This is a genomic window from Frigoribacterium sp. PvP054, from assembly GCF_040547465.1.
Lineage (GTDB): Bacteria > Actinomycetota > Actinomycetes > Actinomycetales > Microbacteriaceae > Frigoribacterium.
Window position 1 is genome coordinate 34,311 of record NZ_JBEPPU010000013.1, and the last position, 21,395, is coordinate 55,705.

Consider the following 21,395-nt stretch of genomic DNA (forward strand, 5'->3'; position numbering starts at 1 on the left):
AGCAGGGCAGGCACCCCGGGTCCGAGGTCGTCCGGGTCAGAGGTCGTACGTGGTGGGCCCTTCGACGCGGCCGACGGCCTCCCATGCGCGGGCCCGGTCGCTGCGGACGGCCGCCTCGACGATCTCGGCCGCCGACCAGGCGTCGGCGGCGGAGGGCGCGAGCTGCCGACCCTCGAGCACGGACCGGAGGAACAGCTGTGCCTCGATCGTCTTGAGGTCGTCGAAGCCCATGCTCGTGCCGGCGCCCGGCTGGAACCGGGCGAAGTCGCCGAAGCCGGGCTGGGCCATGACGGTGCGGTAGCCGCTCGTGTCGTCGGCGACCTGCAGCTCGTTCAGCCGCTGGAAGTCCCAGCGCAGCGAACCCTTCGTCCCGTAGACCTCGAGCGCGTACTCCGCGCGCGGCCCGATCGCGACACGGCTCGACTCGAGCACGACGACCGCGCCCGTGTCGAACCGGCCGAGCACGGCGGCGTAGTCCTCGTTCTCGACCTCTCCGGTCGCCCCGCCCTCGGCGCCCTTGCTGAAGTGGCCCGCCGAGCCCGAGCCCGGCAGCGGACGCTCGCGGATGAACGTCTCGGTGAGGCCGGTCACGGACTCGATGCGCCCGACCACGAACTGGGCCAGGTCCGCCCCGTGCGACAGCAGGTCGCCCAGCACGCCCGACCCGGCCCGGTCACGACGGAACCGCCAGGTCAGGGCTCCGAGCGGATCGGCCGAGTAGTCGGCCAGCAGGCTCACCCGCACGTTGGTCACGGTGCCGAGGGCGCCCGAGCGGACGAGCTCCCGGGCCCGGGCGACGGCGGGCGCGTGGCGGTAGTTGAAGCCGACCGAGGTGACGACGCCGGCGTCGGCGGCGGCGCGGGCGATCTCGGACGACTCGGCGGCCGACCGGCCCATCGGTTTCTCGATCCAGAAGGGCTTGCCCGCGGCGGCCGCGGCGAGGGCCACCTCGTGGTGCAGGAAGTTCGGCGCGCAGATCGACACGACGTCGACCTCGGGGTCGGCGACCACCTCGCGGTAATCTCCGGTGGTGCGGCGGTAGCCGAGCACCGTCTCGGCGCTCCGTCGCGCATCGGCATCCGTGTCGGCGGCGGACACCAGGTCCACGCGGACCGGCAGCTCGGGATAGTGCTCCGCGACCGCGCGGTACGCCCGCGAGTGGAGCCGCCCCATCCATCCGAGCGAGACGAGACCCACTCCTACGCGATCCGGTGTCGACATGGTTCTCCTGACGTCGTCGGCGGGCCCCGGTCGAGCGGGGTCGGAACGAGCCTAGCCCAATGACAGAATGTATTGACAATCATGCACCCCTCGCACATACTCGGAGCCGACATCGACGTCACCCCGGACCGTCCTCCGCGACGAGATCCGCATCGAAGGGACTTTCAATGAAGAAGCGATTCCTCGCCGGCCTCGGCCTCGCTGCGGCGACCGGGTTCCTCCTCGCCGGCTGCTCGGGAACGGGCCAGGAGACGGCCAGCCCGGACACCGGAGGCGGCGACCTCACGTTCGCCGTCGTCACCCACTCCGGCCCCGGCGACGCCTTCTGGGACCGCGTGAAGTCGGGGGCCGAGACGGCCGGGTCGGACTACGACGCCACCGTCACCTACAACTCCGACGCCGACCCCGCGAAGCAGTCGCAGCTCATCGACAACGCGGTGGCGCAGAAGGTCGACGGCATCGTCGTCTCGATGGCCAACCCCGACGGCGTCGAGGACAGCGTCAAGAAGGCCGTCGCCGCGGGCATCCCCGTCGTCACCATCAACTCGGGCATCGAGCGCTCCGCCGAGTTCGGTGCGCTGACCCACATCGGCCAGAGCGAGACCGTCGCCGGCGAGGCCGTCGGCACCGAGCTCGCCGACGCCGGCCTGACCAACGCGCTCTGCGTCATCCAGGAGGCCGGCAACGTCGGGCTCGAGGACCGCTGCTCCGCCGCCGCCAAGACGTTCGGGGGGACGATGACGAACCTCCAGGTCGACGGCACGAACGACGCCGACGTGAAGGCGACCATCAAGTCGAAGCTGCAGGCCGACCCGTCCATCGACGGCGTCCTGACCCTCGGCGGCCAGTACGCCATCGACGCGGTCGGGGCGGTCGAGGAGTCCGGCAGCTCGGCGAAGGTCGGCACCTTCGACCTGTCCGAGGACGTCGTGTCCGACGTCGAGAACGGCTCCATCCTCTTCGCCGTCGACCAGCAGCCCTACGTCCAGGGGTTCCTGGGCGTCACGGCGCTCGAGCTGTACGTCACCAACGGCAACGTCATCGGCGGCGGCCAGCCGGTCTACTCCGGCCCGGCCTTCGTCACCAAGGACAACGCGGCCCAGGTCGCCGAGTTCGCCGCCAACGGCACGCGCTAGGCATCCCCGGGGGCCGGCGCGACGCGCAGCCGGCCCCCTTCCTCCCCCGACCCAGGAGTCACCGTTGACGACCACAGACATCGTGACGATCGCGACGAGGCCACGCCTCGAGCGGCGTCCCCTCCGCAAGATCCTCGCCCGCCCCGAGACGGGCGCCTTCGTCGCCGCGCTCGCGGTGCTCCTCTTCTTCTCGCTGTACACCCCGCAGTTCCTGAGCTTCGCCGGGGCCGGCGTCTGGCTCGAGTCGGCCTCGACGTTCGGCATCATGGCCGTCGCGGTGGCCGTGCTCATGATCGGCGGCGAGTTCGACCTCTCCGCCGGCGTCATGACCGGCTTCTCGGCGTTGATCGTGGGCATCCTCACGACGCACTACGGCCTCAACATCTGGGTCGCGGTCGTCGTGTCGCTCGTGGTCTGCCTCGGCGTCGGCGCCGTCAACGGGGTCCTCGTCATGAAGACGGGCCTGCCGAGCTTCATCGTGACCCTCGGCACGTTCTTCGCCCTCGCGGGCATCGACCTCGCCGTCACCAAGATCATCACCGGCCAGGTCGCCATCCAGGGCATGACGAAGGTCCCGTCCTACGACTCGATCCAGCCGCTGTTCGGCGCGTCGGTGCAGATCGGCGGAGGCACCTTCTACGTCTCGGTCCTCTGGTGGTTCGTCGTCGCCGCGGTGGCCACCTGGATCCTGCTGCGCACCCGTGCCGGCAACTGGATCTTCGCCGTCGGCGGGGCCCTGAACTCGTCCCGCCAGGTCGGCGTCCCCGTCTTCAAGACCAAGGTCGGCCTCTTCATGGGCACGGCCGGCGCCGCCTGGCTGGTCGGCATGATCTCGCTCTTCCGCACCTCGACGGTGCAGGCCAACACCGGGGTGGGCCAGGAGTTCATCTACATCATCTGCGCCGTCGTCGGCGGTTGCCTCATGACGGGCGGGTACGGCTCGGCGATCGGCGCCGCCCTCGGCGCGCTGATCTACGGCATGGTCTTCCAGGGCATCACCTTCGCCCAGTGGGACACCAACTGGCTGCGGACGGTCCTCGGCGCCATGCTGCTCGCCGCGGTGCTGCTGAACAACTTCGTCAGGACACGAGCAGGAGGCGCGCGATGAGCACCGAGACCACCACCGACCGCACGGACGCGCGTCCCGTGCCGCCGCGTGCCGCCATCGGCACGACGATCGTCGAGGTCCGCGACATCGGCAAGAGCTACGGGGCCGTCAACGCCCTCTCCGGGGTCTCGACGACGGTCGCCGCCGGCCAGGTCACCTGCGTGCTCGGCGACAACGGCGCCGGCAAGTCCACCTTCATCAAGATGCTCGCCGGTGCCCACACCCCGAGCGAGGGCGAGCTGCTGCTCGACGGCGAGCCCGTCACCTTCGCCTCGCCGAGGGCCGCCCTGAGCGCCGGGATCGCGACGGTCTACCAGGACCTGGCCGTCGTGCCGCTCATGCCCGTCTGGCGCAACTTCTTCCTCGGCTCCGAGATGACGACCGGGGCCGGTCCGTTCCGTCGCCTCGACGTCAAGGCGATGAAGCAGATCACCTTCGAGGAGCTCGCCCGCATGGGCATCGACCTCCGCGACGTCGACCAACCGATCGGCACCCTGTCGGGAGGCGAGCGCCAGTGCGTCGCCATCGCCCGCGCCGTCTACTTCGGGGCCCGCGTGCTCATCCTCGACGAGCCGACGGCCGCCCTCGGCGTGAAGCAGTCCGGCGTCGTGCTCAAGTACATCGCGCGCTCGCGAGACGAGGGCCTCGGCGTCGTCTTCATCACGCACAACCCCCACCACGCGTACCCGGTGGGCGACCGGTTCCTGCTGCTGAACCGCGGCACGAGCCTCGGCAACTTCGAGAAGAGCGAGATCACCCTGCCCGAGCTGACCGCGCTGATGGCCGGCGGCGCCGAGCTGGACTCCCTCGCCCACGAGCTCGAACGCGAGATGCCCGGTTCGCCCGTGGCTCGCGAGATGGCGGCCGAGGCCTCCGAGACCGTGCCCGAGGCCGTGCGGCCCCGCGAGGGGTGAGGCCCGACGCCTGCCGATCCCCCGCTGTGGAAGGATGGAGGACCACCGATCGAGAGCGGACACGATGCCTCAGGACGAGCAGCTGCTGCCCCCGGACTTCTTCCTCGGGCTCGATCGCTCCGGCCCGGTGCCGCTCTACTACCAGGTGTCCAACCTGCTCGAGGAGGCCATCCACGACGAGACGCTCCCCGCCGGGGCGCGCCTCGAGAACGAGGTGGCCCTCAGCGCCCGGCTCGGGCTCTCTCGCCCGACCATCCGGCGGGCCATCCAGGAGCTCGTCGACAAGGGCCTGCTCGTGCGTCGACGGGGCATCGGCACCCAGGTCGTCCACGGTCGCGTCACCCGCAACGTCGAGCTGACGAGCCTCTACGAAGACCTCGAACGCACCGGGCAGAAGCCCGAGACGTTGCTGCTCTCGTCGTCGGTCGAGGGTGCCGACGACAAGACGGCCGAGGCCCTCGGCGTCGAGGTCGACAGCCCCACGCTGCACCTCGTGCGCCTGCGCTCGGCCGACGGCGTGCCCCTGGCCATCCTCGACAACGTGCTGCCCGAGCCGTTCGTCGACCTCGACATGGCGTCGCTCGACACGCACGGGCTGTACCAGCTGCTGCGTGGGCGCGGGGTGACGATGAGGGTCGCGAAGCAACGCATCGGGGCGCGTTCGGCCACGGCCTCCGAGGCCCGCCTGCTCGACCTGCCCAAGAGCGCGGCCGTCCTCACCATGGGCCGCACGGCCTTCGACAACTCCGGGCGTGCCGTCGAGCACGGGCAGCACTGCTACCGGCCCGACCTGTACTCGTTCGAGATCACGCTCGTCGAGCGCTGACGCGCTGACTCGCGGGCGCGGGCACGGGCGCGGGCCGCGGGCCGCGGGCCGTGCCGCCGGCGCGGCCCCGGCGGCCCCGGCGCGTCAGCCCAGCAGCGGGCGGCGCGAGGCCGACCGCGCGACGTAGCCGTCGCGAGCCTGACGCGTTCCGGGCAGCGTCGACACCTCGGCGACCGGCACGTCCCACCAGCCCTCGCCGTCGGGCGCGTAGAGCAACGGGTCGCTCTGCACGTGGATGAGCGTGGTGGTCTCGGACGCCTTCGCGGCCGCCACGGCCCTGCGCAGGTCGGCCACCGCCTCCGGACCCGCGGCGACCTCGATGGTCTCGACGCCGTAGCTGCGGGCGTTGGCGGCCAGGTCGACGGGCAGGGTCGCCCCGCCGGCATCGCGGTACCGCGTGCCGAAGCGCTCGGAGCCGACCGTCTCGGAGAGGTGCCCGATCGACGCGTAGCCGTGGTTCTGGATCAGCACGACGACGATCTTGAGGCCCTCTGCGACCGCGGTCACGAGCTCGGTGTGCAGCATGAGGTACGAGCCGTCGCCGACCATGACGATGACGTCGCGGTCGGGGGCCGCGCGCCGGACGCCGAGGCCGCCGGCGATCTCGTAGCCCATGCACGAGAAGGCGTACTCGACGTGGTAGCCGAGGGCGTCGCGCACACGCCAGAGCTTGTGCAGGTCGCCCGGCAGCGAACCCGCGGCCTGGACGACGACGTCGCGGGGGTCGGAGGCGGCCTGCACGGCGCCGATGATCTCGGCCTGACCCGGCAGGGCGAGCCCCGAGGGCTCGAAGGCGCGGTCGACGACGGCGTCCCATCCGGCCTTCTCGGCCGAGGCCCGCTCGACCCACGCGGCCGGTGCACGCCAGTCGGCGAGCTCGGCGCGCAGGGCGTCGAGGGCCTCGCGGGCGTCCGCGACGAGGGGCAGCTGCGTGCCGTGCTTGTACGCGTCGACCGAGGCGACGTTGACGTTCACGAACTGCACGCCCTCGGCCTGGAAGGCGGTCCGGCTCGCCGTGGTGAAGTCCGACCAGCGCGTGCCGACGCCGACGACCACGTCGGCCTCGGCCGCGAGGCGGTTCGCCGCGGTGCTGCCGGTCGCGCCGACGGCACCGAGGTAGCCGGGCTGGTCCCAGACCAGCGAGCCGCCGCCGGCCTGCGTGGTGCCGACCGGGATGCCGGTCAGCTCGACGAGCGCGCGCAACGACTCCTCGGCCCCCGAGTACAGGACGCCGCCTCCGGCCACGACGATCGGCGCCTTCGCCGCCCGGATCGCGGCGACCGCGCGCTCGAGCGGACCGCGCTCGGGCACGGGTCGGCGCACGTGCCACTCACGCGGCGCGAGGAACTCGGCGGGCACGTCGAGCGCCTCGGCCTGCACGTCCTCGGGCAGGGCGATCGTCACGGCGCCCGTCTCGGCGGGGTCGGTCAGCACGCGCATCGCGGCGAGTGCGATCGAGAACAGCTTCTCGGGGCGGTCGACCCGGTCGAAGAACCGCGACAGGGGCCGGAACGCGTCGGTGACCTGCACGCTCGGGTCGTGCGGCAGCTCGATCTGCTGCAGCACCGGGTCGGCGACGCGGGTCGCGAAGGTGTCGCTCGGCAGCAGCAGGGCGGGCAGGCGGTTCGCGGTCGCCAGCGCGGCACCGGTGAGCATGTTGGCCGCCCCGGGACCCACGGAGGCGGTGCTCGCGAAGGTGCCGCGGCGTCGCCTCGTGCGCGCGTAGCCGACGGCCTGGTGCACCATCGCCTGCTCGTTCCGGGCCTGGTGGTACGGCATGAGGCCCGGCTGCTCGACCTCGAGCTGCTGCAGCGCCTGGCCGATCCCGGCCACGTTGCCGTGGCCGAAGATGCCGAACGTGCCGGCGACGGTCCGCTCGCGGTGGTCGCCGTCGACCGTCCACTGGTTCGCGAGGAACTCGATCAGCGCCTGCGCGACCGTCATCCGCCTGGTGGTGCCCATGTCGTCGTGTCCTGTCGTCGGTGCGGCTCCGTCGCCGCGGGTGGTCGTCGTGGGGGGCTCGTCGTGCGGTGGTCGTCGCTCGGAGCTCGTCGTGCGGTGGTCGTCGTGCGGTGGTCGTCAGGATCGGCGCTCGTAGGGGAGGCGCGGGTCGACGTCCTGCGCCTCCCACGTCGCGCGGATCCACCCGTGGGCCGGGTCGTCCGAGATGTGCCAGACCCGCTCGGGGTCGGGCCCGGCCATGACGTTGAGGTAGTACAGGTCGTAGCCGGGGGCCGCGACGCACGGGCCGTGCCAGCCGTGGGGCAGCAGCACGACGTCGCCGGTGCGCACCTCGGCGAGCACGTCGATCTCGCCCGCCGGCGACGAGTAGGCACGGACGAGGCCGAACGGGTCCGCCTGCGGTGGGGCGTCGACGCCCCTCGTGACCGCCGTCTCGAAGTAGTAGACCTCCTCGAGTCGCGACTCCTGCCCCTCGTGCCGTTCGTCGTGCTTGTGCGGCGGCCAGCTCGACCAGTTCTCGGCCGGGGTCACGACCTCGCAGACGATGAACCGGCCGGCGTCGAGCGCCTGGGGCGTGCCGAAGTTGTGCACCTGGCGGCTGGAGCGACCCGCCCCGCGCAGCTCGACGGGCACCTCGTCGCGCCGCACGTGGCGGCTGGGGTGCACCTCGTCGGTGGGCGCCTCGGCCACCGCCACCCGCCCCCCGCCCTCGATCGTCGCGGAGGCGCCGGTCGACAGGTAGAGGACGTCGCTGGGGCCGTCGAAGACCGAGGCCCGTCCGGCCAGGTGCGTGGTCTCGAGGGGACCCGAGACCCGGTGCGCGACCGTGAACGACCCCGACAACGGGACGACGAGGCGTTCGACGCCGGCCGCGGGCAGCGAGAGCTCGTCCCCCGGCCCGAGCTCGGCGACCCGCAGCCCGGTGTGCCGCCAGCCCTCGAGCTCGTCGTCGACGACGGTCTCCCAGTCGCCGCGCGTCAGCGTGCCCTTCGGGAACACCCGCTCGTCGTGCGTGGTCATGTCTCTCCTGCTCGTCGTGGGACCGGTGGGCTCCGGCGGCCTCAGTTCTGCGGGAACCCGAGGTCGACGCCGCCGTGCGACGGGTCGAGCCACCGTGAGGTGATCGCCTTCTGCTGGGTGAAGAAGCGGACGCCCTCGGCCCCGTGGGCCTTGGTGTCGCCGAACAGCGAGTCCTTCCAGCCGCCGAACGAGAACGTGGCGACCGGCACCGGGATCGGCACGTTGATGCCGATCATCCCGACCTGGACCTCGTTCTGGAACCGCCGCGCCGCGCCTCCGTCGTTCGTGAAGATCGCCGTGCCGTTGCCGAACGCGCCGTCGTTGATCAGGGCGACGCCCTCGTCGTACGAGGCGACGCGGACGATCGAGAGGACGGGCCCGAAGATCTCGTCCGTGTAGGCCCGCGAGGTGGTCGGCACCCTGTCGAGCAGGGTCGGCCCGAGCCAGAAGCCCGCGGCGTCGCCGTCGACCTCGATGCCGCGGCCGTCGATGACGACCTCGGCGCCGTCCTCCTCGGCGATCGCGATGTACGAGGCGACCTTGTCGCGGTGCTGCTCGGTGACGAGCGGGCCCATGTCGCAGCCGCGACGGCCGTCGCCGATGCGCAGCGTCGACGCGCGGTCCTGGATCTTGCCGATCAGCGCGTCCGCCACGGGTTCGACGGCGACGACGACGGAGATCGCCATGCAGCGTTCGCCCGCCGAGCCGAACCCGGCGTTGATCGCGGAGTCGGCGACGAGGTCGAGGTCGGCGTCGGGCAGCACGAGCATGTGGTTCTTGGCGCCGCCGAGGGCCTGCACGCGCTTGTGGTTCGCGGTGCCCGTCTCGGAGACGTACCGGGCGATCGGGGTGGAGCCGACGAACGAGACGGCGCGGACGGCCGGGTGCGTGAGCAGCCCGTCGACGGCCTGCTTGTCACCGTTGAGCACCGTGAAGACGCCGTCGGGCAGCCCGGCCTCGGCCCAGAGGGCGGCGAGCCAGAGCGCGGCGGAGGGGTCTTTCTCCGACGGCTTGAGGACGACCGTGTTGCCGGCCGCGATGGCGATGGGGAAGAACCACATCGGCACCATCGCGGGGAAGTTGAACGGCGAGACGATGCCGACGACGCCGAGCGGCTGCTTGGTCGAGTAGACGTCGACGCCCGTCGACACCTGCTCGGAGTACTCGCCCTTGAGGTGGTGCGCGAGGCCGGTCGCGAACTCGACCACCTCTTGGCCGCGGGTGATCTCGCCGAGTGCGTCGGAGACGACCTTGCCGTGCTCGGAAGTGATGATCTCGGCGAGTTCGTCCTTCTTCGCCTCGAGCAGCTCGCGGAACTTGAAGAGGATCTGCTGGCGCTTCGCCAGCGAGAGGTCGCGCCAGGCGGGGAAGGCGGCCTGGGCCGAGGCGATCGCCGCCTCGATCTCGGCGTCGTCGGCGAGGGCGACGTGCTTCGTCACGACCCCGAGCGCCGGGTCGTAGACGGGGGCCGTGCGGCCCGAGCTCGAGGGCGACTCGCGACCGTCGATCCAGTGCGGCACGACGGGCAGGTCGGCGGCGGGGGGTTTCGTCGAGGTGTCAGACATGGTCCTGCTTCTCTCCTTCGAGGGATCGGCCGTGCACGAGCGCGGCGGCGGTGTCGACCGCGGCGACCACGTCGCCGTCGGGCGGGTAGAGCAGCGTGCGGCCCACGACCAGGCCGCGGACGCCCGGGAGCGCGAGCGCGGCCTCCCACGACGCGTACGTCTCGTCGGGACGGCCCGACGGATCGCCGCCGAGCAGGAGGGTCGGCAGCGTCGTCGACGCCATCACCCGCTCCATCTCGGGCACGACGGGGAGCTTCAGCCACGACCAGGCGGACGTGGCGCCGAGGCCCGCGGCGATGGCGACCGAGGTGACCACCGCCTCCGGGGTGAGGTCGTTCTCGACGACGCCGTCGACCCAGCGGCTGAGGAACGGCTCGAGCATGATCGGCACCCGGGCCGCCGCGGCGGCGTCGACCGCCCGGGCCGTCGCCTCGAGGGTGGCCGCGGTCGCGGCGTCGCCGAGGTTGACCCGGATCAACAGCTTGGCGAAGTCGATGCCCGACGCCACGATGCTCGGCACGTCGTAGCCGGTGAACCGGTCGTCCATCTCGAACGAGGCGCCCTTGAGGCCGCCGCGGTTCATCGACCCCACCACGACCTTGCCCTCGAGGGCGCCCAGCAGGGCGAGGTCCTCGATGACGTCGGGCGTGCCGAGCACGCCGTCCACCCCCGGTCGCGAGAGGGCGGTGACGAGGCGGGTGAGCATCTCGTAGCGGTCGGCCATCGCCGCGGGGTCGCCGCGGACGCCGAGCGCCCCGCGGGCCGGGTGGTCGGCCGCGACGACGAAGAGGCGGCCGTCGTCGGCGAGGAGCGGCCGACGCGCCCGGTCGCGCACGCGGGGCAGCACGGTCTGCGGGGCGAAGGTGCGCACGTGCCGCAGCGTCTCGAAGTCGAGCGGGCGGGGTGCCGTGGCGACCACGGGGACGTCAGGCGTCGACACGGGCGATGCTCCTCACGATCTGGTCGACCTCGTCGGTCGTGGGCATGGCGGTCGAGCACTCGCGTCGGCCGGCGACGATCGCCCCGGCGACGTTGGCGAAGCGGAGGACGTCCCGGAGCGACCAGTCCTGCAGCAGGCCGTGGCAGAGGGCGCCGCCGAAGCCGTCGCCCGCACCGAGGCCGTTGACGACCTCGACGGCGTGGGGCGGCACCTCGACGGTCTCGTCGCGGGTCTTGGCGAGCACGCCGCGCGGTCCCTGCTTCACGACCGCCAGGTCGAGACCGCGGTCGAGCAGGGCGTCGGCGGCGCGGTGGGGGTCGGTCTCGCCGACGGCGACCTCGCACTCCTCGCGGTTGCCGACGGCCACGCTGACGTGCTCGAGCGCGAGCGACACCTCGCGCCGGGCGTCGTCGGGCGACGACCAGAACATCGGTCGGTAGTCGAGGTCGAGCACGGTGAGCGGCCTCCGCCCCCGCGCCTGCCACGCCGCGTGGTGGGCCGTCCGGCTCGGGTCCTCGGACAGGCCCGTGACGGTGGCCCAGAAGATGCGGGCGTCGGTGATCGCGTCGAGGTCGAGCTCGTCGGCGTGGACGACCATGTCGGGGGCCTTGGGCGCCCGGTAGAAGTAGAGGGGGAAGTCGTCGGGCGGGAAGATCTCGCAGAACGTGACCGGGGTGTTCAGGTCGGGCACCGTGCGGACGAACCGGGTCGAGACGCCGAGGCGCTCGAGCTCGCCCGTCACGAAGCGGCCGAAGGGGTCGTCGCCGGTGCGGGTGACGATCGCGGTGCGGAGGCCGTGGCGTGCGGCGGCGACGGTGACGTTCGCCGCGCTGCCGCCGAGGTACTTGCCGAACGTCTCGACGGCCTCGAGGCCGACGCCGTCCTGCAGCGGGTAGAGGTCGACGCCCGAACGCCCGATGGTGACGAGGTCGAGGGGAGCCGCCGTCGCGGAGGCAGTGGTGTCGGTCATACGTCGCTGTACAACTCTCTGGTCGTGTCGATCGGGCCCGCCCTGTCGCGACGCCCATGTGCTTACATATGAACATAGCGCACGGGTGACGAGAAGTCACGGCCGGTGGTCGGACGACCGGCGTCAGGGCGCGACCGGCGCCTCCTCGTCGGCCGCGACGTCCTTCTGCACGGCGAACTGCGTCCGGTGCAGCTCTTCGTACCGGCCGGCCGCGGCCAGCAGCTCGTCGTGCGTGCCCCGCTCGACGATCGAGCCGTCCTCGACGACCAGGATCAGGTCCGCGCTGCGGATGGTCGAGAGGCGGTGGGCGATCACCATCGCCGTCCGCCCGTCGAGCGCCTCGCTGAGCGCCGCCTGCACGGCGGCCTCGGAGGTCGAGTCCAGCGCCGCCGTCGCCTCGTCGAGGATCACGACGCGCGGCTGGGCGAGCAGGAGGCGCGCGATGGTCATCCGCTGGCGCTCGCCTCCCGAGAGCCGGTAGCCGCGTTCGCCCACCATCGTGTCGAGCTGGTCCGGCAGCGACCGGATCAACGGCTCGAGCCGCGCGCGGCGGACGGCGTCCCACACCTCGTCCTCCGACGCCTCCGGCCGGGCGAGGCGGAGGTTGCTCAGGATGGTCTCGTGGAACAGGTGGCCGTCCTGCGTCACCATGCCCAGGGTGTCGCGCATCGACGCGAAGGTCACGTCACGGACGTCCGCCCCGGCGAGGCGGACGGCGCCGCCGTCGACGTCGTACAGGCGCGAGAGCAGCTGCGCGATGGTGGACTTGCCCGCACCGGACGTGCCCACCAGGGCGACGGTCTGCCCCGGCTCGATCCGGAACGACACGCCGTGCAGGACCTCCTCGCCGCCGCGGGTGTCGAGGGTGGAGACCTCCTCGAGCGAGGCGAGGGACACCTTGTCGGCGGACGGGTAGGCGAAGCGGACGTCGTCGAACTCGACGCTCACCGGGCCGCCGGGGACGAGGGTGGCGTCGGGCTTCTCCTGGATGAGGGGTTCGAGGTCGAGCACCTCGAAGACGCGCTCGAAGCTGACCACCGCGCTCATGATCTCGACGCGGGCGCTCGCGAGACCGGTCAGCGGCACGTAGAGGCGGGTGAGGAGCAGGGCCAGCGTGACGACCTCGCCGGTGTCGAGCTGGCCGGCGAGCGCGAGGGCACCGCCGAGCCCGTAGACGAGCGCGAGGGCGAGGGCGGAGACGAGCGTCAGGGCGGTGACGAAGACGAACTGCAGGAGCGCGCTGCGGACGCCGATGTCGCGGACGCGGGCGGCGCGGACGCGGAACTCCTCGGCCTCCTCGTCGGGACGGCCGAACAGCTTGACGAGGGTGGCGCCGGGTGCCGAGAAGCGCTCGGTCATCTGCGTGCTCATCGCCGAGTTGTGGTCGGCGGCCTCGCGCCGCAACGCGGCGAGACGACTGCCCATGCGCCGCGCCGGAACCAGGAAGACGGGCAGCATGACCACGGCGAGCACCGTCACGAGCCACGACGTGCTGAGCATGACGACCAGCGTGAGGACGAGGGCCACGACGTTGGTGACCACGCCCGACAGCGTGCCGCTGAAGGCCTGCTGGGCGCCGATCACGTCGTTGTTGAGGCGGCTCACGAGGGCGCCCGTCCGGGTGCGCGTGAAGAACGCGATCGGCATCTTCTGCACGTGGTCGAACACGGCCGTGCGGAGGTCGAGGATGACGCCCTCGCCGATGCGCGCCGAGTACCAGCGCGTGGCGAGCGAGACGCCGGCGTCGGCCACGGCCACGACGGCGATGAGCAGGGCGAGCCGGACGATCGCGCCGACCTCGCCCCGCGCGACGATGACGTCGACGACCCGACCGGCGAGCACCGGCGTCGCGACGGCGAGGAACGCCCCCACGACCGAGAGGCCGATGAAGACGACCAGCTTCGACCGGTAGGGCACGGCGAACGTCATGATCCGCCGCACGGACTCGCGCGAGATGCCGTGCTTCCCGTCCCTCGCGGACGAGATCTTGTACAGCGAGCTCCAGGCCGCGCCTTCCATGCTCATGGCGGTTCCTTCCGTCGGTACCAGGCCCAACCTAGACGGCTGGACGACCCGGGCCCGCCGTTCTCCGCAGGAACCGCAGGAGGCGCGGTGCCGGGACGTCCGACACCGCGCCTCCTCGGGTGGTCGGTCAGGGGACGATGACGGCCCGGCCGCGGACGGTGCCGGCGGCGAGCGCCTCGTACGCCTTCGGGCCGTCGTCGAGCGAGTAGCGCTGCGTGGCGACCTCGACCTGGCCGGCCCGGGCGAGGTCGAGGACCTCGATCAGCTCGCTGCGGCTGCCCCAGTAGGGGATGCGCACGGCGACGTCGAAGGCCACCGTGCCGAAGCCGACCTCGACGGTGCCGCCGCCGATGCCGACGATCGTCACGTCGGCGTCCGGCGCCGCGACCGCGACGGCCGTGGCCATCGTCGGCTGCGCCCCGACGAAGTCGAAGACGGCCTGGACGCCGAGGCCGCCGGTGATCTCGCGGATCGCGTCGGCGGCGTGCTCGTCGCTGATCACGGTGTGGTGCGCGCCGACGTGCTTCGCCAGCTCGAGCTTCTCGTCCGACACGTCGAGGGCGATGATCTGCGCGCCCGACAGCGCCCGCAGGATCTGGATGCCCACGTGCCCGAGGCCGCCGGTGCCGATGACGACGGCGTACGTGCCGGCCCCGAGCTTCGGCAGCGACGTCTTGATCGCGTGGTACGGCGTCAGGCCGGCGTCGGTGAGCGAGACGTTCTCGACCGGGTCGAGGTCGCCGAGCGGCACGAGGTGGCGGGGGTCGTCGACGATCATGTACTCGGCCATCGAGCCGGGCGCGCCGAGCCCGGGGGGCTTGATGCCCTCGGCGGCGGCGTTGACGCAGTAGTTCTCCTTGCCCTGGGCGCACTGGTGGCACCGACCGCAGCCCCACGGGCCGTAGACGGCGACCGCGTCGCCGACCTGCAGGTGCTCGACGCCCTCGCCGAGCTCGGCGACGACGCCGGCGCCCTCGTGACCGAGCGTGAGCGGCAGCGGGTAGCCCTGCGCTGTGTAGTCCTCTTCGCTGAGGCCCATGACGTACTCGTCGGAGTGGCAGACGCCGGCCGCCGTGACCTTCAGCAGCACCTGCCCGGGGCCGGGCGACGGCTTCTCGATCTCGACGACTTCGGGGTGCTGACCGACGGTGGTGTACTGGAGTGCCTTCATGCCGCGCAGGCTACGCCGGGCGGCTGGAAGGCGATCGACAGGTGTCGTCCAGCCGACGCGGACGGGGCGGCGGACGGACGTGCACGGGGCGGCGCGACGACGAGGACGGCGCGGCGCGCCCACGAGGACCGATCGACGTCGTCGGGGACGACGGTGGTCGGCCCTACGATCGTCGGCATGGCACACCTGCACCGGGCCGGCATGGACCCCAGCAAGATCGCACTGCTCGACGCCTGGGTGCCGACCCAGCCGTGGTTCGAGGGCCCGGCGCCGTCCCCGGGCGACGGGGGGCTGCGCAACGTCGCCGCCTTCCGGTTCGACGACCCGGCGGGCGAGGTCGGCGTCGAGACGATCATCGTGGCCACGCCCGACGGCGTGCAGCTGCAGGTGCCCCTGACCTACCGCGCGGCCCCGCTGGCCGGCGCCGACGCCCACCTGGTCGGCACGACGCAGCACGCGGTGCTCGGCGAGCGGTGGGTGTACGACGGCACGGCCGACCCGGTCTGGGCCGCGGCCCTCGCGACGGCGGTCCTGACCGGCGGCACGCAGGCCGAGGCCTGGTTCGAGGTCGACGGCGTCCGAGAGGTGCGCGAGCCGAACTCGACCGTCGTCGGCAGCGGCAGCCCCGGTGCCCCCGTGCCCGACGTCGACCGCGTGACGGTCGACCAGGTCGAGGGCCGCACGGTCGTCACCGGCGCGGCGCTGCGCATCGTCGTCGCCCGCGTGCTCGGCCGCCACGGCGCCGGCGCCCTCGCCTCGACCGGTGGCCACACCGGCGACCACGGCGTCGAGGTGCTGACCGGCACCTGGACGGGTCACGACCAGCCCGAGACCCTCGCGGTCGTCCTCACGGCCTGACGACCCGGCTGGGGCGCGGTGCCGGCGTGCGGGAGGGCCGGGTGGTGAGGGGCGCCGGGACGCGACCCGCGCCTCCTCGTCTCGTCCCCAGGCGGTCGCCGGGTGACGGGACGGTGAACGATCGTGCACGGAGCCCCGCCCGGCGGCACGGTGCCGCTACGGTGGCCCGATGACGGCGACCGACACCACCCCGACGACCGCGACCACCGCCCCCGGCACGCCCCTCCCGGGCACGGCCTCGCCGGCCGTCCGGGCGCCGATGACGAGCGCGACGGGCTCCGTGCTCGCGACGCCGCCGACCGCCGAGCTGCACCTGCACGTCGAGGGCACGCTCGAGCCCGAACTGGTCTTCGCCCTCGCCGAGCGCAACGACGTCGACCTGCCGTTCGCCTCGGTCGACGAGCTGCGTGCCGCGTACTCGTTCGGCTCGCTGCAGGAGTTCCTCGACCTGTACTACGCCTGCACGGCCGTGCTGCAGACCGAGCAGGACTTCCACGACCTCGCCTGGGCCTACCTCGAGCGGGCCCACGCGCAGGGGTTGCGACACGTCGAGATGTTCTTCGACCCGCAGGCGCACACCTCTCGCGACGTCGACGTCGACGAGGTGGTCGACGGCCTCACGCGCGCGCTCGGTGAGGCCCGTGAGCGGTTCGGCATCACCGGCGGGCTGATCCTGTGCTTCTTGCGGCACCTGCCGGTGGGCGACGCGGCCGCGACCCTCGAGTCCGTCGCGCACCGCGCCTCCGACCTGGTCGGGGTCGGGCTCGACTCGTCCGAGGTGGGGTTCCCGCCCGCGGCGTTCGCCCGCGTCTTCGACCGCGCCCGGGCACTCGGCCTGCACGTCGTCGCCCACGCCGGCGAAGAGGGGCCGCCCGCGTACGTGACCGACGCCCTCGACCTGCTGCACGTCGAACGCGTCGACCACGGCGTGCGCAGCCTCGAGGACGACGCCCTCGTCGCCCGCCTGGTTGCCGAGCGGGTGCCGCTGACCGTGTGCCCGCTGTCGAACCTGCGGCTCGCGGTGGTGTCCGACCTGGCCGAGCACCCGCTGCCCCGCATGCTCGAGGCCGGGCTGCTCGTGACGGTCAACAGCGACGACCCCGCGTACTTCGGCGGCTACGTCGGCGACAACTACCAGGCGCTGCGCGACGTGCTCGGGCTCGACGACGACGCGCTCGCCCTGCTGGCCGAGAACTCGGTCGAGGCGTCGTTCGCCGACGCGGGTCGCAAGGCCGAGCTCGTCGCCGAGGTGCGGGCCTGGCGCGAGGCGCGGCGCGCGGCCTGAGGTGCGGGTGCGGGCTCGGGTGCGGGTGCGGGCTCGGGCTCCGGCTCCGGCTGACGCGCGCGTGCCGGTTCGGGGCACCCCACCAAGCGACACTGAAACCCTGCCTAGGCACATCGCTCAGCGCCGAACGCGAGGGTCCCGGCCCGGCCATCGCCCGTGCGGCACCCACCACCCCGCCAAGCGGCGCTCAACCCCTGCCTAGGCAAGGCGCTCAGCGCCGAACGCGAGGGTCCCGGCCCGGCCACCGCCCGTGCGGCACCCACCACCCCGCCAAGCGGCGCTCGACCCCTGCCTAGGCAAGGCGCCCAGCGCCGGATGCGAGGGTCCGGGCTCGACTAGAGCGTGCGGCCGGCGTTCGCGTCGAGCCAGGCCTTGGGGTCGACCTGGGTCGAGCCGCCGAGCAGCACCTCGAAGTGCAGGTGTTCGCCGGTCGCGACCCCGCTGCGGCCGACCTTGCCGACCAGTTCGCCGACCGCGACCGTCTGGCCCGCGACGAGCGGGCTCGAGCCGACCTGCATGTGCGCGTACAGGGTGCTGACGCGCTGCCCGTCGATCACGTGGTCGATGACCGCGTACTGACCGAACTGGCCGTGCATGCCCGAGGTGCGCACGACGCCGGCGGCGACGGCTCCGATCGGGGTGCCTCCGCCCGGGGTCATGTCGAGGCCCATGTGCATGCTCGAGCAGGCCGCGCACGGAGCCGTCCGGGGGCCGAAGCCCGAGCTCAGCACGACGGTGCCCGCGAAGGGCCACCGGATGTCGCCGGTGCCCGAGTTCACGATGGTGCCGGCACCCGAGGAGGCGCGGGGCGAGTTCGACCCTCCCGCGAGGGCCTGCGAGGTGACGACGGGCTCGGGCTCGGGCGGCGGAGGCGGCGGGGGCGCGTCGGTCACCCCGAAGGCGTCGCGCTCGGACACGGTCAGCACGACGAGCGACGCCGCGAGCGTCTGGGTCGGCATCGGCGCGGCACCGGCGGTCGGGATGTTCGACCCGCCCAGATCGCTGGCCGAGGCGGGGGTGAGGTTGGACGTGAAGAAGAGCATCACGGCGCAGGCTCCGAGCACGGGCAGCGTCGCCGCCCGCACGCGGGACGCGACGGTGCGCAGACCCGATCGACGCGGGGTGCCGCTCGACCCGCCACGCGGCTTCGGGCGGGAGCTCGTGCTCGGGCTCTTGCTCTCGCGCGGGCTCTTGCTCGGGCTCTTGCTCGGGCTCTTGCTCGCGCTCGCGCTCGCGCTCGCGCTCGCGCTCTTGCTCGGGCTCGGGCTCGGGCTCGGGCTCGGGCTCGGGCTCGGGCTCGGGCGAGTGTCGACGGCGACGCGGGCCCGGCGCAGCAGGGCCGGCACGGCCGTCCGAGGACGTCGCACGACGGTCGCCTCACCGCCCGGCGTCGCGGACGTGGGCGTGGGCGCAGCCGTCGCCGTCGCCGTCGCCGACGACTCTCGGACCCGGGTGCTCGTGGGTTCGTCGTGCGGAGCCGGGTTCTTCGCGGCCTCGGCAGCAGGTGCCGGCGAGGGAGCCGCTGCGGCGGCGGCGCGCTCGCGGGCCAGGGCCTCGCGGCGGGTGAGCGGCGGGTCGGACGCCGGAGGCATCGCCGCCTCGGACGTCGTCGCCAGGGGCGTCAGGGCCGACGGCCCGGCAGCCGAGGGCGTCGCGTCGGCGGGCGTCGCGTCGGCGGGCGTCGCGCCTCCGGGCGGGGTCGAGGGGTCGGTCATGAGCGCTTCCAGGGGCGGATGGCGCTTCGACTCACGGTTCTCCTCGACGGGGCGGACCGAGCGAGTCTACGATCCGAGCCGCCCGCTGACCAGGGGTGGAGGTGATCTTTCACGGACTGCACCCTTCGTGGTCGTCCGGCACCGCGCCTCCTGACCGGGGCCGCTCGCCGTGATGCGGGCGACGCTACGCACCGATCGGCACGGCGGTCACACCCAGAACGCGGCACAGGCAGGAGGGTCGCGACCCCTCCTCGCGGGGGTTCCGCCGGTCGCGGGGCACCCCCTACCCTCGGGCCGTGACCTTCGTGCTGGCTGCCCTGCCCCTCCTGCTGATCGTGGGGGCGCTCGTCGACATCGTCACCCGCCCCGAGGGCGACGTGCGCCACCTGCCCAAGGCGTTGTGGATCATGATCGTGCTGTTCCTGCCGCTGATCGGCAGCATCGTCTGGTTCGCCGCCGGCCGCGAGTACGGTCGGCGGGTCGAACAGATCGGTCCGCGCGACCAGAGCCGCTACCACGAGGCCGCGGCCCGCACGCTCGACCACCGCGTGCGCACGACCGAGCAGCAGCTCGCCGACCTCGACCGCGAGGCCGAGCACTACGAGAGACTCGCCCGCCTCGCGAGGCTCGAGGCCGAGGTCGAGCAGCGCCGGGCGACGACCGGCGACGACGTCCCCGCCTGACCGGCACCGCGCCTCCCCGGCCGGCGTCCCGCACCGCGACCGGCGGGCGTCCGGCGTGAGGCGCGCCATCGGCCGTGAACCCGGTTTCGAGCGACGAACCCGATCGCTCGTGGGTTCTCCTTTCGAAGGCGGGTTCATCGCGCTTCGGGTCGGGACGGGCGGGACGGGACGGGACGGGACGGACAGGACAGGTCAGGGCGGGAGGCGCGGGGCGGCCGGGCACGCGCCGCTAGGCTCGCGGGATGGTCACCGTCGTGCTCCCCTGGCGTCCGCAGCCGAGTCGGATCGCCGCGTTCGAGGTCGTCCGCGACTGGTACGCCGAGGCGCTGCCCGAGGCCGACGTCCGCACGATCGACTCGCCCGACCCGGTGTTCAACCTGGCGCAGTGCCGCAACCTGGGGGTCGCCGCCCTGGCCGACGACGAGGTCGCCGTCATCGGAGACGCCGACACCCTGCCGCAACGCGAACCGCTGCTCGCGGCGATCGAGGCGGCCCGCACGAGCGGCCGGGTGCACCTGCCCTACACCGAGTACCACTGGCTGGGACGCGACGGCACCGCGCAGGCGGCCGCGGGCACGCCCCTCGAGCGGTGCGACTTCGAGCTCGTCCGCGGGGCCTGCTCGGGGGTCTACGTGACCCGCGCCTCCTCGTGGCGGGCCCACGGCGGGCAGGACGAGCGCTTCCGCGGCTGGGGCTTCGAGGACGCCGCCTGGTACCTCGCCCACACCACCCTGCTCGGTGAGGCCCCGCGACGCCACGAGGGCATGGTCTTCGCCCTGCACCACCAGGCCGAGGTGCGCGAGGGGCCGCAGTACGACGCCAACGCCGCGCTGATGCAGCGCTACCGCGACGCGTCGGTCAGCGCCGAGAGCATGCGCGAGTTCGTCTTCGGGGTCTAGGGCGGTCCTCCGCACCGCCGCCGGGTGGTCGCCGCGCCTGAGTGGGCAGGACGTGCTGCCGGGCGGCCACCGACCCGCACCTCCCGCCCACTCGACGGTCCGGGTGGCCGACGTCGGGCGCCCCGGTCGCCGCAGCCGCAGCCGCAGCCGCAGCCGAGGAGGCGCGGGCCGGTCAGGTCAGTCGCGTCCGGTGAGTGCCGCGTGGGCCCGTGCCCTCCCGGGCGTCTCGCGCAGCGACGACGCCAGCCCGGCCAGGCGTGCGGCCGCACCGGGGTCGCGCGTCGGCAGGTCGAGCACGTGCCGCAGCGCCTCGACCAGCTCGTCCACGGTCGCCGTGTTCGGGGCGAGCGCCACGCCGACGCCGGTGCGCTCGAGGGCCGCGGCCCCGGCGAACTGATCCGTCGAGAACGGCAGGACGACGACGGGCACGCCCGCGGTCATCGCTTCGGTGACGCTGTTGTTTCCTCCGTGCGTGACGGCCGCGGCCGCCACGTCGAGCAGGGTCACCTGCGGCAGGAACTCCCGGACGAGCCAGTCGGCCGGCACCTCGCCCAGGTCGGCGCGGGCCCCGGAACCGAGCGCGATCGCCGCCCGCACCCCGACCCGCCGCAGCGCCTCGGCCACGCGCCCGAGCACGTCGGACCGCACCGACAGGAAGCTGCCGAAGCTGACGTAGACGAACGGGGCGGGGTGGGGTGCGGCCAGCCAGGCGGCGACCTCGGCGTCGACCGGCTCGGCGCGGACGGCCGACCCGAGCCAGACGCGCGGCGGCAGCAGGGCCTCGCGGTCGGGGTCGGCGAGCTCACCGGGGTAGTTGTAGAGGAGCAGGTCGCCGTGCTCGCCGAACGCACTCGTCGACGCGGGCAGGTGCGGAGCGAGCTCGGCCAGCGCGGCGTTCCACTCGGCGGTGAACGACGCGTCGACCTGCTCGCAGAGCTCGCGCAGGCCCGCGATGCCCGACGGGGCCGGCCCGGACGCGGGCCCGGGCCCGGGCGCAGACCCGGCGGCAGGGGGGCCCCCCGTGGCGGGGGGGGGCCCCCCCCGCCGGGGGGGGGGGGCCCCGGCCGGGGGGGGGGCCCCCCCGGGGGGGGGGCCCC

The 21,395-nt window shown here is 73.4% G+C and carries 18 protein-coding genes; 8 read left to right on the forward strand and 10 right to left on the reverse strand.

Going from position 1 to position 21,395, the window contains the following annotated elements; translation table 11 throughout:
* Nucleotides 1-36: 36 nt before the first annotated feature.
* Nucleotides 37-1,221 (reverse strand): Gfo/Idh/MocA family protein, encoded by a 1,185-nt coding sequence (locus tag ABID81_RS13900; RefSeq protein ID WP_354595377.1) that lies wholly within the window; start codon nt 1,219-1,221, stop codon nt 37-39.
* A gap of 167 nt (nt 1,222-1,388) precedes the next feature.
* On the opposite strand from ABID81_RS13900, the gene ABID81_RS13905 reads away from it, so the two are divergent.
* From ABID81_RS13905 to ABID81_RS13920, 4 genes are all read left to right on the forward strand, one after another.
* Entirely contained in the window at nt 1,389-2,357 is a 969-nt protein-coding gene (locus ABID81_RS13905) for a sugar ABC transporter substrate-binding protein (RefSeq protein WP_354595378.1), read from the forward strand.
* Between the two features lie 64 nt (nt 2,358-2,421).
* On the forward strand, nt 2,422-3,465 hold the full coding sequence (locus ABID81_RS13910; protein WP_354595379.1) for an ABC transporter permease: 1,044 nt from the start codon (nt 2,422-2,424) through the stop codon (nt 3,463-3,465).
* Nucleotides 3,462-4,379, forward strand: coding sequence for an ATP-binding cassette domain-containing protein (locus tag ABID81_RS13915; protein WP_354595380.1), 918 nt, complete (start codon nt 3,462-3,464; stop codon nt 4,377-4,379). The genes ABID81_RS13910 and ABID81_RS13915 overlap by 4 nt, the downstream gene beginning before the upstream one ends.
* A gap of 64 nt (nt 4,380-4,443) precedes the next feature.
* Nucleotides 4,444-5,205, forward strand: coding sequence for a GntR family transcriptional regulator (locus tag ABID81_RS13920; protein ID WP_354595381.1), 762 nt, complete (start codon nt 4,444-4,446; stop codon nt 5,203-5,205).
* An 84-nt stretch (nt 5,206-5,289) separates the two neighbouring features.
* Here the strand turns inward: ABID81_RS13920 and iolD are convergent, their stop codons facing one another.
* From iolD to ABID81_RS13955, 7 genes are all read right to left on the reverse strand, one after another.
* Nucleotides 5,290-7,167: a 3D-(3,5/4)-trihydroxycyclohexane-1,2-dione acylhydrolase (decyclizing) gene (iolD, locus tag ABID81_RS13925; protein WP_354595382.1), complete on the reverse strand. Its 1,878-nt coding sequence runs from the start codon at nt 7,165-7,167 to the stop codon at nt 5,290-5,292.
* A gap of 117 nt (nt 7,168-7,284) precedes the next feature.
* On the reverse strand, nt 7,285-8,187 hold the full coding sequence (iolB, locus tag ABID81_RS13930; RefSeq protein WP_354595383.1) for a 5-deoxy-glucuronate isomerase: 903 nt from the start codon (nt 8,185-8,187) through the stop codon (nt 7,285-7,287).
* Nucleotides 8,188-8,228: 41 nt separating this feature from the next.
* Nucleotides 8,229-9,752: a CoA-acylating methylmalonate-semialdehyde dehydrogenase gene (locus ABID81_RS13935; RefSeq protein WP_354595384.1), complete on the reverse strand. Its 1,524-nt coding sequence runs from the start codon at nt 9,750-9,752 to the stop codon at nt 8,229-8,231.
* A complete protein-coding gene (locus tag ABID81_RS13940) occupies nt 9,745-10,599 on the reverse strand; it encodes a Cgl0159 family (beta/alpha)8-fold protein (protein ID WP_354595393.1) in 855 nt (284 codons plus the stop codon). Before ABID81_RS13940 ends, ABID81_RS13935 begins: the two co-directional genes overlap by 8 nt.
* Nucleotides 10,600-10,678: 79 nt before the next feature.
* Complete coding sequence (gene iolC / locus ABID81_RS13945) at nt 10,679-11,662, reverse strand: 5-dehydro-2-deoxygluconokinase (RefSeq protein WP_354595385.1); 984 nt, start codon at nt 11,660-11,662, stop codon at nt 10,679-10,681.
* Nucleotides 11,663-11,785: 123 nt separating this feature from the next.
* On the reverse strand, nt 11,786-13,687 hold the full coding sequence (locus ABID81_RS13950) for an ABC transporter ATP-binding protein (protein ID WP_354595386.1): 1,902 nt from the start codon (nt 13,685-13,687) through the stop codon (nt 11,786-11,788).
* A gap of 127 nt (nt 13,688-13,814) precedes the next feature.
* Nucleotides 13,815-14,858, reverse strand: a complete 1,044-nt coding sequence (locus ABID81_RS13955; protein ID WP_354595387.1) for an NAD(P)-dependent alcohol dehydrogenase — start codon at nt 14,856-14,858, stop codon at nt 13,815-13,817.
* A 177-nt stretch (nt 14,859-15,035) separates the two neighbouring features.
* Here ABID81_RS13955 and ABID81_RS13960 point away from each other — a divergent pair, with 177 nt between their 5' ends.
* Nucleotides 15,036-15,716, forward strand: coding sequence for a CG0192-related protein (locus ABID81_RS13960; protein WP_354595388.1), 681 nt, complete (start codon nt 15,036-15,038; stop codon nt 15,714-15,716).
* A 259-nt stretch (nt 15,717-15,975) separates the two neighbouring features.
* Entirely contained in the window at nt 15,976-17,001 is a 1,026-nt protein-coding gene (locus tag ABID81_RS13965; protein WP_354595394.1) for an adenosine deaminase, read from the forward strand.
* 335 nt (nt 17,002-17,336) lie between these two features.
* On the opposite strand, the gene ABID81_RS13970 is transcribed toward ABID81_RS13965, so the two are convergent.
* Nucleotides 17,337-18,716, reverse strand: a complete 1,380-nt coding sequence (locus ABID81_RS13970; protein ID WP_354595389.1) for a M23 family metallopeptidase — start codon at nt 18,714-18,716, stop codon at nt 17,337-17,339.
* A 296-nt stretch (nt 18,717-19,012) separates the two neighbouring features.
* On the opposite strand from ABID81_RS13970, the gene ABID81_RS13975 reads away from it, so the two are divergent.
* Both ABID81_RS13975 and ABID81_RS13980 read left to right on the forward strand, forming a co-directional pair.
* A complete protein-coding gene (locus ABID81_RS13975; protein WP_354595390.1) occupies nt 19,013-19,399 on the forward strand; it encodes a PLDc N-terminal domain-containing protein in 387 nt (128 codons plus the stop codon).
* Nucleotides 19,400-19,641: 242 nt separating this feature from the next.
* Complete coding sequence (locus tag ABID81_RS13980; RefSeq protein ID WP_354595391.1) at nt 19,642-20,298, forward strand: hypothetical protein; 657 nt, start codon at nt 19,642-19,644, stop codon at nt 20,296-20,298.
* Nucleotides 20,299-20,475: 177 nt separating this feature from the next.
* Here ABID81_RS13980 and ABID81_RS13985 read toward each other — a convergent pair.
* A partial coding sequence (locus tag ABID81_RS13985; RefSeq protein ID WP_354595392.1) for a glycosyltransferase occupies nt 20,476-21,395 on the reverse strand: 920 nt, incomplete at its 5' end.